The organism is Serratia sp. LACPHL-BACT-2024-00286 (genome assembly GCF_043109535.1).
GTDB lineage: Bacteria > Pseudomonadota > Gammaproteobacteria > Enterobacterales > Enterobacteriaceae > Serratia > Serratia sarumanii.
This window is the reverse complement of record NZ_JBICNA010000002.1, coordinates 322,083-334,345: the sequence shown is the minus strand read 5'-3', so window position 1 is coordinate 334,345 and position 12,263 is coordinate 322,083. Positions and strand designations below refer to the sequence as shown.

At 59.3% G+C, this 12,263-nt stretch carries 13 protein-coding genes and 1 tRNA gene; 8 read left to right on the top strand and 6 right to left on the bottom strand.

Annotated elements, in window-relative coordinates:
* Positions 1-276: 276 nt before the first annotated feature.
* On the top strand, positions 277-1,683 hold the full coding sequence (locus ACF8MC_RS08205; protein ID WP_033647230.1) for a sugar porter family MFS transporter: 1,407 nt from the start codon (positions 277-279) through the stop codon (positions 1,681-1,683).
* 64 nt (positions 1,684-1,747) lie between these two features.
* Here the strand turns inward: ACF8MC_RS08205 and purK are convergent, their stop codons facing one another.
* From purK to ppiB, 4 genes are all read right to left on the bottom strand, one after another.
* Complete coding sequence (purK, locus tag ACF8MC_RS08200; RefSeq protein WP_043146773.1) at positions 1,748-2,815, bottom strand: 5-(carboxyamino)imidazole ribonucleotide synthase; 1,068 nt, start codon at positions 2,813-2,815, stop codon at positions 1,748-1,750.
* Positions 2,812-3,336 carry a 5-(carboxyamino)imidazole ribonucleotide mutase gene (purE, locus tag ACF8MC_RS08195; RefSeq protein ID WP_164105030.1) on the bottom strand — a complete coding sequence of 175 codons (525 nt, stop codon included), beginning with the start codon at positions 3,334-3,336 and terminating at the stop codon, positions 2,812-2,814. The genes purK and purE overlap by 4 nt, the downstream gene beginning before the upstream one ends.
* 149 nt (positions 3,337-3,485) lie before the next feature.
* Positions 3,486-4,208 carry a UDP-2,3-diacylglucosamine diphosphatase gene (locus ACF8MC_RS08190; protein ID WP_164105029.1) on the bottom strand — a complete coding sequence of 241 codons (723 nt, stop codon included), beginning with the start codon at positions 4,206-4,208 and terminating at the stop codon, positions 3,486-3,488.
* 10 nt (positions 4,209-4,218) lie between these two features.
* Positions 4,219-4,713: a peptidylprolyl isomerase B gene (ppiB, locus tag ACF8MC_RS08185; protein WP_004940183.1), complete on the bottom strand. Its 495-nt coding sequence runs from the start codon at positions 4,711-4,713 to the stop codon at positions 4,219-4,221.
* Between the two features lie 308 nt (positions 4,714-5,021).
* Between ppiB and cysS the strand changes: the two genes are divergently transcribed.
* The gene (cysS, locus tag ACF8MC_RS08180; RefSeq protein ID WP_041033731.1) at positions 5,022-6,407 is read left to right on the top strand and encodes a cysteine--tRNA ligase; all 1,386 of its coding nucleotides are present in this window, start codon (positions 5,022-5,024) and stop codon (positions 6,405-6,407) included.
* 61 nt (positions 6,408-6,468) lie between these two features.
* On the opposite strand, the gene ybcJ is transcribed toward cysS, so the two are convergent.
* On the bottom strand, positions 6,469-6,681 hold the full coding sequence (ybcJ, locus tag ACF8MC_RS08175; protein ID WP_033637394.1) for a ribosome-associated protein YbcJ: 213 nt from the start codon (positions 6,679-6,681) through the stop codon (positions 6,469-6,471).
* A gap of 10 nt (positions 6,682-6,691) precedes the next feature.
* The gene (gene folD, locus ACF8MC_RS08170; RefSeq protein WP_033637396.1) at positions 6,692-7,558 is read right to left on the bottom strand and encodes a bifunctional methylenetetrahydrofolate dehydrogenase/methenyltetrahydrofolate cyclohydrolase FolD; all 867 of its coding nucleotides are present in this window, start codon (positions 7,556-7,558) and stop codon (positions 6,692-6,694) included.
* A 205-nt stretch (positions 7,559-7,763) separates the two neighbouring features.
* Here folD and ACF8MC_RS08165 point away from each other — a divergent pair, with 205 nt between their 5' ends.
* The 6 genes from ACF8MC_RS08165 to ACF8MC_RS08140 all read left to right on the top strand — a co-directional run bounded on the left by ACF8MC_RS08165 (position 7,764) and on the right by ACF8MC_RS08140 (position 12,251).
* Positions 7,764-7,973 carry a hypothetical protein gene (locus tag ACF8MC_RS08165; RefSeq protein WP_033637398.1) on the top strand — a complete coding sequence of 70 codons (210 nt, stop codon included), beginning with the start codon at positions 7,764-7,766 and terminating at the stop codon, positions 7,971-7,973.
* A gap of 413 nt (positions 7,974-8,386) precedes the next feature.
* Positions 8,387-8,463, top strand: a tRNA-Arg gene (locus tag ACF8MC_RS08160).
* Positions 8,464-8,595: 132 nt separating this feature from the next.
* The gene (locus ACF8MC_RS08155; RefSeq protein WP_164105028.1) at positions 8,596-8,922 is read left to right on the top strand and encodes a gamma-glutamylcyclotransferase family protein; all 327 of its coding nucleotides are present in this window, start codon (positions 8,596-8,598) and stop codon (positions 8,920-8,922) included.
* A gap of 109 nt (positions 8,923-9,031) precedes the next feature.
* Entirely contained in the window at positions 9,032-9,175 is a 144-nt protein-coding gene (locus ACF8MC_RS08150) for a hypothetical protein (RefSeq protein ID WP_162882640.1), read from the top strand.
* A gap of 445 nt (positions 9,176-9,620) precedes the next feature.
* A complete protein-coding gene (locus ACF8MC_RS08145) occupies positions 9,621-10,172 on the top strand; it encodes a flavodoxin family protein (RefSeq protein ID WP_033637414.1) in 552 nt (183 codons plus the stop codon).
* Between the two features lie 630 nt (positions 10,173-10,802).
* Positions 10,803-12,251 carry a GGDEF domain-containing protein gene (locus ACF8MC_RS08140; protein WP_130042475.1) on the top strand — a complete coding sequence of 483 codons (1,449 nt, stop codon included), beginning with the start codon at positions 10,803-10,805 and terminating at the stop codon, positions 12,249-12,251.
* The last annotated feature ends 12 nt before the right edge of the window (positions 12,252-12,263 follow it).

Below are 12,263 nucleotides of genomic sequence, written 5' to 3'. Positions count from 1 at the left end.
CGTCACGCTGATTTTTGTGAAATCGATTACATTTGTACTCTATCGATACAATGCGTATTGGCAATGCTCTTACCAAACTCAGGCCTTCGCTTACTTTTTTATGCATATAAATAATGAGTTACACAGTAACCAAACGAGTTTGTCGTCTGTTGACGCGTAGAATTAAGGTTTAAAATTATGTAACCGCTTCCACTAATGTGATCGTACTCACTTATCTGCGACGCATTGCCTCCTATCATGTCGCACAACTGATGACCGTTTTCTCCTGGAGGCTGTATGAGCGCTACCGTTAAAGTTGCACCGGCGGAGAAAAGCCCGACCCATGTCGGCATGACTTTTTTCGTCTGTTTTTTGGCCGCCTTGGCCGGCCTGTTGTTTGGCTTGGATATTGGCGTAATCGCCGGCGCTCTGCCGTTTATTACCGACACTTTTCATATCACCAGCTCTCAGCAGGAGTGGGTGGTCAGCTCGATGATGTTTGGCGCCGCCGTCGGCGCCATCGGCAGTGGCTGGATGAACTTCCGGCTGGGGCGCAAATACAGTTTGATGATCGGCGCCATTCTGTTCGTCGCGGGATCGCTGTGTTCAGCGTTTGCCCCCAACGTGGAGGTGCTGATCGTTTCACGCATTCTGCTGGGATTGGCGGTGGGTATCGCTTCTTATACCGCGCCGATTTATCTTTCTGAAATCGCGCCGGAGAAAATCCGCGGCAGCATGATCTCGATGTATCAATTGATGATCACCATCGGTATTTTGGCGGCTTACCTGTCTGATACGGCATTCAGCTATACCGGCGCCTGGCGCTGGATGTTGGGCGTCATCACCATCCCGGCCGGGCTGTTGTTGGTTGGCGTGTTCTTTTTACCTGACAGCCCGCGCTGGCTGGCCTCGCGCAATCGTCATGAGCAGGCGCGCCAGGTGTTGGAGAAGCTGCGCGACAGCAGTGCCCAGGCGCAGCATGAGCTGAATGAAATTCGTGAAAGCCTCAAACTGAAGCAAAGCGGTTGGGCGTTGTTCAAAGGCAATAAAAATTTCCGCCGCGCGGTTTTCCTTGGCGTTCTTCTCCAGGTGATGCAGCAGTTCACCGGGATGAACGTCACCATGTATTACGCGCCGAAGATTTTCGGTCTGGCGGGCTTCGCCAGCACGGAACAGCAGATGTGGGGCACGGTGATCGTCGGTCTGGTCAACGTGCTGGCCACCTTTATCGCTATTGGGCTGGTCGATCGCTGGGGCCGCAAACCCACCCTGATCCTTGGGTTTATCGTGATGGCCGTCGGCATGGGGGCGCTGGGAACCATGATGAATATCGGCATGAACTCGGCGGTGGCGCAATATTTCGCCATCGTCATGCTGCTGATGTTTATCGTCGGCTTTGCCATGAGCGCCGGCCCGCTGATTTGGGTGCTGTGTTCAGAGATCCAGCCATTGAAAGGCCGCGATTTCGGCATCACCTGCTCCACCGCCACTAACTGGATCGCCAATATGATTGTGGGAGCGACGTTCCTGACCATGCTGAATTCGTTGGGTAGCGCGCACACCTTTTGGGTCTATGCAGGGCTTAACGTGCTGTTTGTTTTCATCACGTTGGCGCTGATCCCGGAAACCAAAAATATTTCTCTGGAACATATTGAACGCAATCTGATGGCCGGCAAACCGTTGCGTAATATCGGCTCGCGTTGATCTTTGCGGCAAAAAAAAGGTTCAGCCTGGGCTGAACCTTCTTCTTTTTCGGCGACTTAAACCGTTAAGCCAGCTTCTGCTGCGCCCAGGCCAGCCCGCTTTGGTATTCGCCCGGCAGCAGCGGCGCCAGCGCCTGCAGCGCCTGGCGCAGATCGGCGGCGCTCGGGTCGTTCAGATTGAGATGGCCGACCTTGCGGCCCGGGCGCACCTCTTTCTCATACCAGTGCAGATGCACCAGCGGCAGCGACAGCCACTGTTCGTTGACGGCGGTGCCGATCAGGTTGACCATCACCGACGGCGTGCTCACCACCGGCTGCGGCAGCGGCAGGCCGAGAATGGCGCGCAGGTGCAGCTCGAACTGGCTGATGGACGCGCCGTTTTGCGTCCAGTGGCCGCTGTTGTGCACGCGCGGCGCCAGCTCGTTGATCAGCAGCCGATCGCCGACGATAAAGCACTCCATCGCCATCACGCCGACGTAGTTCAGCTCGTTCAGGATCGCCGCCAGCATCTGCTCGGCCTGTTGCTGCAGCGCCGGGTTGGGCTGCGGCAGCGCCACGCTGGTGCGCAGGATGCCGTCTTCATGCAGGTTGTGGGTCAGCGGGTAGAATACCGAACGGCCGTCGTGGCCGCGCGCGCCCACCAGCGACACTTCGCCGGAGAAATTGATGCCTTGCTCGACGATGCACTCGCCATAGGCGTCGGCCGGCAGTTCGGCTTCCTGGCCCGGGCGCAAGCGCCACTGGCCGCGGCCGTCATAGCCGCCGACCCGGCGTTTGACGATCGCCAGCTCGCCCAGCGAAGCGAATACCTGCGGCCATTCGGCGGCGCTCGCCAGCAGCTGCCACGGCGCGGTCGCCAGGCCGAGCTGATCGAGCAGCTGTTTTTGCGTCAGGCGATCCGCCAGGCGCGGGAAAATGTCGCGGTTGACGAAGGCGCTGTGGGTCGCCAGCTCGCGCGTCAGCGCGGTTTCCGGCCAGCGTTCGATCTCGGCGGTAATGACGCTATTCTGATACGGCACCGCTTCGGGCTCGGCATCGATGCCGACAGGGTAAACGGCGATGCCCAGCGGTTCGCCTGCCTGGCGCAGCATGCGCCCCAGCTGGCCATTGCCCAGTACGCAAACCGGCTTCATGCATCCTCCCGCGGATCGGGGTGGTTCAAGACGTCTTCGGTCTGCGCCTGACGCCAGTCCGCCAAACGCTGCGCCAGCGCGGCGTCGTGCAGCGCCAGGATCTGCATCGCCAGCAGCCCGGCGTTGGCGGCGCCGGCTTTGCCGATCGCCAGCGTGCCCACCGGAATGCCGCGCGGCATCTGCACGATGGAGTACAGGCTGTCTACGCCGCTCAGCGCGGCGCTTTGCACCGGCACACCCAGCACCGGCACCAGGGTTTTCGCCGCCAGCATGCCCGGCAGGTGCGCCGCACCGCCGGCGCCGGCGATGATCACGTCAAAACCGTTGGCGGTAGCCTGCTCGGCGAAGCTGAACAGCTTGTCCGGCGTGCGGTGGGCGGAAACGACTTCGACATGGAAGGGGACATCGAGCTGGATCAGGACTTCGGCGGCGAACTGCATGGTGGCCCAGTCACTTTTCGATCCCATTACAATTGCGATTTTCGCCCCGGTAGTGGCGGCTGAAGCGGCGTTGGCTCCCATGGGTGTAAGGCTCCTGTGATTTGTCTGGCGTCGGCTGAGGGCCGAATGAGGGCGTAGAGCATACCATGAGCGCACGGCGAGGAAAACGGTTGCGTCGCCGGTTTTCACCGTCGAAAGCGCGAATTTTCACTCGCGCGCCAGTCCGGAATTCAGAATGGGAATTGGATCAGCTCGACGGCGTCGGCGCTGACTTTGATCATCGATCCTTCGACGTGCCAGGCGCCCAGCACCGCGCGATGGGCTTCGCCGTTGCTCAACGCTAGCCGGTGCACCGCCGGGCGATGGGTATGGCCGTGGATCATCCAGTGCACGTCGTGGCGCAGCATGGTTTGCTCGACCGTCTGCGGGTTGACGTCCATGATGGCTTCCGACTTGTCCTGGTTGGATTGCTGGCTGCGGGCGCGCATTTTTGCGGCGATCTTCAATCGCCAGCGCAGCGGCAGCGCCAGGAACAATTTTTGAATCAGCGGGTTGTGCACTTTACGGCGGAATTGCTGATAGGCGTGATCGTCGGTGCACAGGGTGTCGCCGTGCAGGATCAGGATCCTGCGGCCGTACAGCTCCAGCACTTTCTCTTCCGGCAGCAGCTGCATGCCGCTGGCGCGGGCGAAGCGTTTGCCGAGCAGAAAATCGCGGTTGCCGTGGATGAAGTAGCAGGGCACGCCGGCCTGTTGCAGCGCTTTCAGCGCCGCGGCGATCTCCGCGTGCAGCGGCTCGGGATCGTCGTCGCCGATCCAGGCTTCAAACAGGTCGCCGAGGATGTACAGCGCGTCGGCGTGCACCGCTTCCCGCCGTAAAAAACGCAGAAAACCGGCAGTGATTGCCGGTTCCTGTGCGCACAAGTGCAGATCTGCGATGAACAGCGTACTCATGCAGCCGCGATTACTCGCTGACGGTCACGCTGTTGATCACCACGTCTTCTACCGGTACGTCCTGGTGCATGCCGCTGCGGCCGGTTTTCACGCCTTTGATCTTGTTGACCACGTCCATGCCTTCAACCACTTCAGCAAACACGCAGTAGCCCCAGCCCTGCACGTTTTCGCCACGGAAGTTCAGGAAGTCGTTGTCAGCCACGTTGATGAAGAACTGTGCGGTGGCGGAGTGCGGATCGTTGGTGCGCGCCATTGCCAGGGTGCCGATGGTGTTTTTCAGACCGTTGTTGGCTTCGTTCTTGATGGTCGCGTTGGTCGCTTTCTGGTTCATGCCCGGCTCGAAACCGCCACCCTGGATCATGAAGCCGTTGATCACACGGTGGAAGATGGTGTTGTCGTAGAAACCGGCGCGGCAGTAGTTCAGGAAGTTTTCAACGGTAACCGGCGCTTTGTCAGCAAAGGTCTTGATAACGATATCGCCGTGATTGGTGTGGAAAGTAACCATAGTTTTAATCCTAACAAGGTGAAGTGAGACGTCACGTAAAGCGAGTGAACATTCAGACCGCCCTTATAACATATCCGCCCCAGCGAGTCAGCAGCGGCTCAACCGCGCACTGTCTGTGGTAATCGCATTTGTGTTATATTATAACAATTACGCCGGCCGCCGAATTTCGCGCATTTTATTCGCGTGAAATCAGCAAAGCATGGCCTTAACCTTGCAATAGATCAGGCTTCAGGTTTCAATACGCTACCGGGCGGAAACCTGAAGCCCGGTTATCTTTTTTGTTATCACGCACACCACGGAATCTCCCGATGCTAAAGATTTTTAATACCCTGAGTCGTCAAAAAGAGGAATTCAAACCCATTCATGCCGGGAAAGTGGGCATGTACGTGTGCGGGGTAACCATCTATGACCTGTGTCACATCGGGCACGGTCGTACCTTTGTCGCTTTCGACGTGGTGGCGCGTTACCTGCGCTACCTCGGCTATTCGCTGAACTACGTGCGCAACGTCACCGACGTGGACGACAAAATCATCCGCCGCGCGGCGGAAAATCATGAGACCTGCGACCAGCTGACCGAACGCATGCTGGCGGAAATGCACGCCGACTTCGACGCGCTGCTGATCGATCGCCCGGATCAAGAACCGCGCGCGACTCAGCACATCGCCGAGATCATCGAGATCACCCAGCGCCTTATCGATCGCGATCACGCCTACGTGGCCAGCAACGGCGACGTGATGTTCTCCATCGACAGCGATCCGCAATACGGGCTGCTGTCGCGTCAGGATCTGGATCAGCTGCAGGCCGGCGCACGCGTGGAGATCGACGACGTGAAGCGCAACCCGATGGACTTCGTGCTGTGGAAGATGTCCAAGCCGGGCGAGCCGAGCTGGCAGTCGCCGTGGGGGCCGGGCCGTCCGGGCTGGCACATCGAATGCTCCGCCATGAACTGCAAACAGCTGGGCACCCACTTCGACATTCACGGCGGCGGTTCCGATCTGATGTTCCCGCACCACGAGAACGAGATCGCACAGTCGAGCTGCGCCCACGACGGCCCGTACGTCAATTACTGGATGCACTCCGGCATGGTGATGATAGACAAAGAGAAGATGTCCAAATCGTTGGATAACTTCTTCACCATCCGCGACGTGCTCGGCCATTACGATGCGGAGACGGTGCGTTACTTCCTGATGTCCGGCCACTATCGCAGCCAGCTGAACTACAGCGAAGAGAACCTCAAGCAGGCGCGCACCGCGCTGGAGCGCCTCTATACCGCGCTGCGCGGCACCGACGCCGACGCCGTGCCGGCCGGCGGCGAAGCGTTCGAAGCCCGCTTCCGCGAAGCGATGGACGACGACTTCAACACCCCGGAAGCCTACTCGGCGCTGTTCGATCTGGCGCGCGAGGTTAACCGCCTCAAGGGTGAAGACATGGCGGCGGCCAACGGCATGGCGGCGGAACTGCGCAAGCTGGCGAAGGTGCTCGGCCTGCTGCAGCAGGAGCCGGAGCAGTTCCTGCAAGGGGGCGCTCAGGTTGACGACGGCGAAGTGGCGGAGATCGAAGCGCTGATCAAACAGCGTAACGAAGCGCGCGCCGCGAAGGATTGGGCGCTGGCGGATGCCGCCCGCGATCGGTTGAACGAGATGAACATCGTGCTGGAAGACGGCCCGCAGGGCACCACCTGGCGCCGTAAGTAATCCAGCCGCAGGGAAAAACAAAAAAGGCGCTGAATTCAGCGCCTTTTTCTATGGCTGCGGGTCAGGGTTTAACCATGACCTTGCCGCCGTTGAACTCCACCACCTGATCGGCGACGATCTTGCAGCGCTTGCGGGTTTCGACCTTGCCGTCGACTTTCACCTGCCCTTCAGCGATGACTTCTTTGGCGGCGCCGCCGCTTTCACACCAGCCCTGGAACTTCAGCAGATCGCACAGTTCGACGTGGGGATGATTGTCCAGATTGAAAATTTCCATACTGCCTTACTTATTTAGGTTGAACGTCGTGATATTCCTCGCAGGCCTGCAAGGTATTTTGGATCAGTGTAGCAACGGTCATCGGGCCAACGCCACCCGGCACCGGGGTGATGTAGGCGGCGCGCTCGCTGGCGGCGTCGAAATCGACGTCGCCCACCACTTTACCGCTTTCCAAGCGGTTGATGCCGACGTCCACCACGATGGCGCCCGGTTTGATCCAGTCGCCCGGGATGAAGCCCGGCTTGCCGACCGCCACCACCAGCAGATCGGCGTTCTCGACGTGGTGACGCAGATTCTTGGTGAAGCGGTGGGTGACGGTGGTGGTGCAGCCGGCCAGCAGCAGCTCCATGCTCATCGGGCGGCCGACGATGTTGGACGCGCCGACCACCACGGCGTTCAGGCCGTAGGTATCGATGTTATAACGCTCCAGCAGGGTGACGATGCCGCGCGGCGTGCACGGGCGCAGTTTGGGGGCGCGTTGGCACAGGCGGCCGACGTTGTACGGGTGGAAGCCGTCGACGTCTTTGTCCGGGTGGATGCGTTCCAGCACCTTGACGTTATCGATGCCGGCCGGCAGCGGCAGCTGCACCAGAATGCCGTCGATTTCCTGATCGGCATTCAGCTGGTCGATCAACGCCAGCAGCTCGGCTTCACTGGTGGCAGCGGGCAGGTCGTAGGAGCGGGAAAGGAAGCCGACTTCATCGCAGGCGCGGCGCTTGCTGGCGACGTAAATTTGCGAAGCCGGGTTCTCGCCGACCAGCACAACCGCCAGCCCTGGGGCGCGTTTGCCGGCCGCCAGACGTTGTTTCACTTGCTCAGCCACTTCGTTTCTAACCTGCTGCGCAATCGTTTTACCATCAATAATCTTTGCTGACATCAGTGTGGAAATCCATCAATTAAGAAAAGCGGGGATGCCGCTATTCTGGCAGAAGCTGAGCGCGCTGTCAGGCGCAGAATCACCCTCGCGGCCGTTGCCGACGCCGATTTACGCTTTTTTTATGCCGGCCTCAGGATCCTCTACGCCATTTTTACCGGCACTTGGATACGCTGGGGCCGTTCACAGGGCGAAAGAGGGCAGGATCATGAGGGCGATAACCCGGCTTTACCCGTTGCATCATCAGCCTGACGAGCAACCGGCGGAGCCTAAACGCATAGGGGAAACGGTGTTCGATTCTTCGCTGCATCCGGCGGACAGCGCGCAACTCACCGCGCTGCATCGGCTCGGCAAGCATGAAGGAGCGCCGTCGTGGCGGGCGCGCCTGAGCGCGCTGTGGCGGAAGCTGTGCGCATGAAAGGCTGTGCCTGGGCAGGCTGCGCGCTGTTGCTGGTTTGGGCATCGGGGAGCCAGGCTTCTTTAAACAGCGCACGTCCCGACGCAACACTGGGGGAAAGGGGGGAGATGACCTGCAACGCGCGGGTGGTTGAGCATGCCGATTGGGGGGACATCGCCGCAGTGGTGCAGTCCGCCCGCCTTTGCCTGCGGCGGGGCGGTGGGCGGCAAGGGGCTGAGCGCGCGCCGATTTACATAGGCTTTGGTCTGGCTCAGCATGGCGGCGCCCGGTTGACGGGAACCCTCGCCGCGCGGGCGCTGGCGGAAAAAACGCCATAAAGCACGGCCGCCGCCGTAACGCCATGAAAAGGCATTGACTCGCTAACCTCTGACCGTATAATCCCAACCCGCAGCCGCAGGTTGCCGCATCTCAATGCGCCCTTAGCTCAGTTGGATAGAGCAACGGCCTTCTAAGCCGTAGGTCATAGGTTCGAATCCTATAGGGCGTGCCATTACTCCCTTGATTTTCTTCCCCCTACTTGTTCCCTTGAAAACTCGACTGCGCTACCCGTACTCCCGTTGGCTCGCCGCTGAACGTCATGCTATGTTCATGCGTTAACTTTCAGTGAGTAGTAGAGAGAAAAATGCAAAGCTTATTCGTTTACGGCACCCTGGGGCCGGGCAGGCCCAACGCGCACATTATGGAAGCCATCGGCGGCAGCTGGGAAGAGGGTAGCGTCGGCGGCTCGCTGCTTAACGAAGGCTGGGGCGCCGAGATGGGCTACCCGGGCATCGTGCTGGATAACAGTGGCAATCGGGTGAACGGGTTTCTGTTCCGTTCAGCTAACCTCGTCAACCAATGGCCGACTCTCGATGCGTTTGAAGGTGAGGGTTATGAACGAGTGGCGGTCAGCGTCACCACCGCCGGCGGCGAAACCGTCGATTCGTTTATCTACATGCTGAAGAAATGATATGAAGCCGCCTCGCCGAATGAGTGCGAGGCGCTTGACCCGCCGGCAATTGAACCTTCGTTTATTTTGCCGCGCTACAATAGGCGAAAATTTCTCCACGGAGCCTATCGTGCGCAAATCCAGATTCCTGCTTGTGACCTTGCTGTGCCTGTGCGCCGCCGCCGTGCTGTACGTTATGGCTTACCGGGCGTTGGGGCATTACCTCAGCGACGGCGAGCAAGCTTACCCGGATATCACTGTTGAAATCCGCTGAGGGCCGTGCGGCGCCGCGCTGATTGCGCCGATTTTCGAACTTCGGCCGTTCGCCGCCGGGGGGGCAATACCGGCATCTTCAAGAGCGGCGGTTTGAGTCGCGCCTGTTCGTGGTGCGTTGAGAAAAATGTCATATTTCCCATTCGGCGTTACATCTGGCCGAGCAAACTTACGCGGGGATGACAGTTCTATACATTGGGATTGGTACTGTAGCTCTACCCGATGATGTTGTGTGTTATCCATTCCCTGTAGTGTATTACCCCATCCCTGTTAAGTTTATCCCGCCTTGCGCGGGATTTTTTTTATCTGTGCATGCCTGGCAGAGGAACGCGATTTTTTTGAATAACACCGTCAGTTTTATTCGGTATTCAGCCGCTGCGCGCTTGATTAGATTGAACGCGAGAGGGGCGCCGTCGGCGCCTTTGTGCAATGAGTGGAGAATTTCTATGGCGAAGACAGTAGTGGTGTTTCATTCCGGCTACGGCCATACCGAGCGTTTGGCGAAAGTCGTGGCGGAAGGAGCCGGGGCGGAACTGATCGCCATCGATCAGAACGGCGATATCAGCGACGAAGCCTGGCGGACGCTGGATGAGGCGGACGCCATCATCTTTGGTTCGCCGACCTATATGGGCGGCCCGTCGTGGCAGTTCAAGAAATTCGCCGACGCCAGCTCCAAGGCCTGGTTCGGCCGCAAGTGGCAAGACAAAGTGTTCGGCGGCTTTACCAACAGCGCCAGCCTGAACGGCGACAAGCAGGTAACGCTGATCGCGCTGCAGACGCTGGCTTCACAACATGGCGGCCTGTGGGTCAGCCTGGGGCTGATGCCGGCCAACACCAAATCGGCGCAGCGCACCGACGTCAATAACCTGGGCGGTTCGGTGGGGCTGCTGGTGCAGACCCCGGCGGATGCCGGTGTGGATGAGATGCTGTCGGGCGATCTGGCGACCGCCAAGCTCTATGGCCAGCGCGTAGCGGGCTTTGCCGCCAAACTGGCGTAAGGCCTTCCGTGCAGAGAGGGCGGCGGTGCGGTTGAACGGACGCCGCGTTCATTTTCTCTGCACAATTGGCGTGTAAGCTGCGAAATGTTATTAGCCTGCTTGGGCTAACACTGCATTTCGTACAAATATTCCCGGTTCCTAGGCCGGGTTTTTTGTTGCTAAGGTCTGCTTAAGCTTGCACCGCTATACTGCGCGGCAGCACGGGCATGCAAGGCATGGCCGTGTTGTAACTGTCGATTTGCTGTTGTTCAGGCAAGCCCGCGCTATGCGGGCTTTTTTGGGGTTGTTATTGCACGGGCGGCCCAGTTGCAGGAAAATAATCGCGCAGTTATTCAAACAGCATTCAACGACCAATAACCATAAACTTATTAATGTAATTAACGCCCTCGGCGGCCTATTACGCTATGCGCTATGCTGACAGCAGAGTGGGCATTATTTGCTGACGCTATGCGGGGGGAGTTCGCCGCAGGCGCATCAGGCTAAGAAAAGTCTGTTAATTAAATGTTAATGCTTTTTATTATTGATTTGTCTGGCTTTTTTGGTTGAAATTCGGATTGACTATCCCTCACTGGCCGGGCGAGAGAGTATGCACATTATTATTCTGGTTATTAGCAAAATATGGGCGAGGCGATGAACGCCAGAATAAACGCCAGGCATGGCCTGCCGCTAACGGTTCAGCTGATCAATCTTTTCATGCTGGCCTTTTTACTTTCCCTGGTGGGTATTCTTAGCCGGCCGATTGGCTCGCTTTCCTTATTTTGGCCGGTGAATGCGATTCTGCTCGGCCTGCTGCTGCGAAAACCCGTTTACGCCACGCCGCTCGGCTGGCTTACCACCTATCTGGGCATGGTCGCCGCCGATCTCAGCACCGGCGAAGGCTGGTCTCTGGCGCTGTGGCTGAACGCCTGCAACATGTCGCTGATCGCCGTCGGTTACGGCATCATGCTGATGCTGCCCCAATCTCAACGGCGCATGGGCAAACCCCAGGCGATACTCTATATGTTCAGCGCCAGCCTGGCCGGCGCGGCGGTGGCGTCGACGCTGTCGGTGCTGCGCAACGACAGCCTGTACAACAACACGGTGGTGGTCGCCTGGCTAGCCTGGTTCAGCGAGCAGTTCTCGACGACCTTGCTGCTGTTGCCGGTGCTGATGGCGGCGCCGCGGCTGAAGCAACTGCTGCGCATGCAGGTGCGTTGGCGCCTGAAGGGCTGTCTGCCGCTGCTGGCGCTGCTGCTGTCGCTGATATTCAGCGTCTATATCGGCGGGCCGGGCGCTATCGCCTTCCCGATCCCGGCGCTGCTGTGGTGCGCGGTGCGCTACCCGCTGTTCCCCGTGACGTTGCTGACGCTGTTGACCGGCATGACCGAGATCAGCAGCATTTCCGCCAACCTGATGCTGTACGAAACGCCGAACAACCACAACGCCTTCCTCGATACCCTGATGTCCGCCCGCTTGGGCATCGCCATGCTGGTGATGGGGCCGCTGATCCTCGCCAGCTCCATCGCCGCCAACCGCAAGCTGATGCGGCGTCTGGAGCACAGCGCCAACCACGATTTTCTGACCGGGGTGCTGGCGCGCAGCGCGATGACGCGCAAAGCGGGCGAGCTGCTGGAGCATAAACACCGCTCCAAAGAGGCGGTGTCGCTACTGCTGATCGACATCGACCATTTTAAGCAGATCAACGATACGCACGGCCACAGCGCCGGCGATCAGGTTTTGGCGTCGTTCGCGCACATCGTGCGGCGCGAACTGCGGCACGATCAGCTGTTCGGCCGCCTGGGCGGGGAAGAGTTCGCCATCATGCTGCCGCGCGCGCTGGCGGCGCAGGGTGTGGCGCTGGGGGAACATCTGCGCCGGCTGGTGGAGCAGACGGCGCTGCAGGTGGAAGGCAAGCAGACGTTGAAAATCACCATCAGCGTCGGCGTCGCCAGCCTGGCGATGAATGAGGTGAAATCGCTGGAGCAACTGATGAATATGGCGGATATCGCGCTGTATCGCGCCAAATCGCAGGGGCGTAATCGGGTGGAGTCGTTCAACGTGGTGAACGGCAACAGCGTCGAGCATATCCTGTTCCGCTAGGGCTCGACGCTG

Coding starts and splice junctions, on each gene's coding strand:
- ACF8MC_RS08155 (WP_164105028.1), top strand. CDS start 8,596: ATGCAAAGCTTATTCGTTTACGGCACCCTGGGGCCGGGCAGGCCCAAC.
- ppiB (WP_004940183.1), bottom strand. CDS start 4,713: ATGGTTACTTTCCACACCAATCACGGCGATATCGTTATCAAGACCTTT.
- ACF8MC_RS08140 (WP_130042475.1), top strand. CDS start 10,803: ATGAACGCCAGAATAAACGCCAGGCATGGCCTGCCGCTAACGGTTCAG.
- ybcJ (WP_033637394.1), bottom strand. CDS start 6,681: ATGGAAATTTTCAATCTGGACAATCATCCCCACGTCGAACTGTGCGAT.
- purK (WP_043146773.1), bottom strand. CDS start 2,815: ATGAAGCCGGTTTGCGTACTGGGCAATGGCCAGCTGGGGCGCATGCTG.
- ACF8MC_RS08165 (WP_033637398.1), top strand. CDS start 7,764: ATGAGGGCGATAACCCGGCTTTACCCGTTGCATCATCAGCCTGACGAG.
- ACF8MC_RS08205 (WP_033647230.1), top strand. CDS start 277: ATGAGCGCTACCGTTAAAGTTGCACCGGCGGAGAAAAGCCCGACCCAT.
- cysS (WP_041033731.1), top strand. CDS start 5,022: ATGCTAAAGATTTTTAATACCCTGAGTCGTCAAAAAGAGGAATTCAAA.
- ACF8MC_RS08190 (WP_164105029.1), bottom strand. CDS start 4,208: ATGAGTACGCTGTTCATCGCAGATCTGCACTTGTGCGCACAGGAACCG.
- ACF8MC_RS08145 (WP_033637414.1), top strand. CDS start 9,621: ATGGCGAAGACAGTAGTGGTGTTTCATTCCGGCTACGGCCATACCGAG.
- purE (WP_164105030.1), bottom strand. CDS start 3,336: ATGGGAGCCAACGCCGCTTCAGCCGCCACTACCGGGGCGAAAATCGCA.
- folD (WP_033637396.1), bottom strand. CDS start 7,558: ATGTCAGCAAAGATTATTGATGGTAAAACGATTGCGCAGCAGGTTAGA.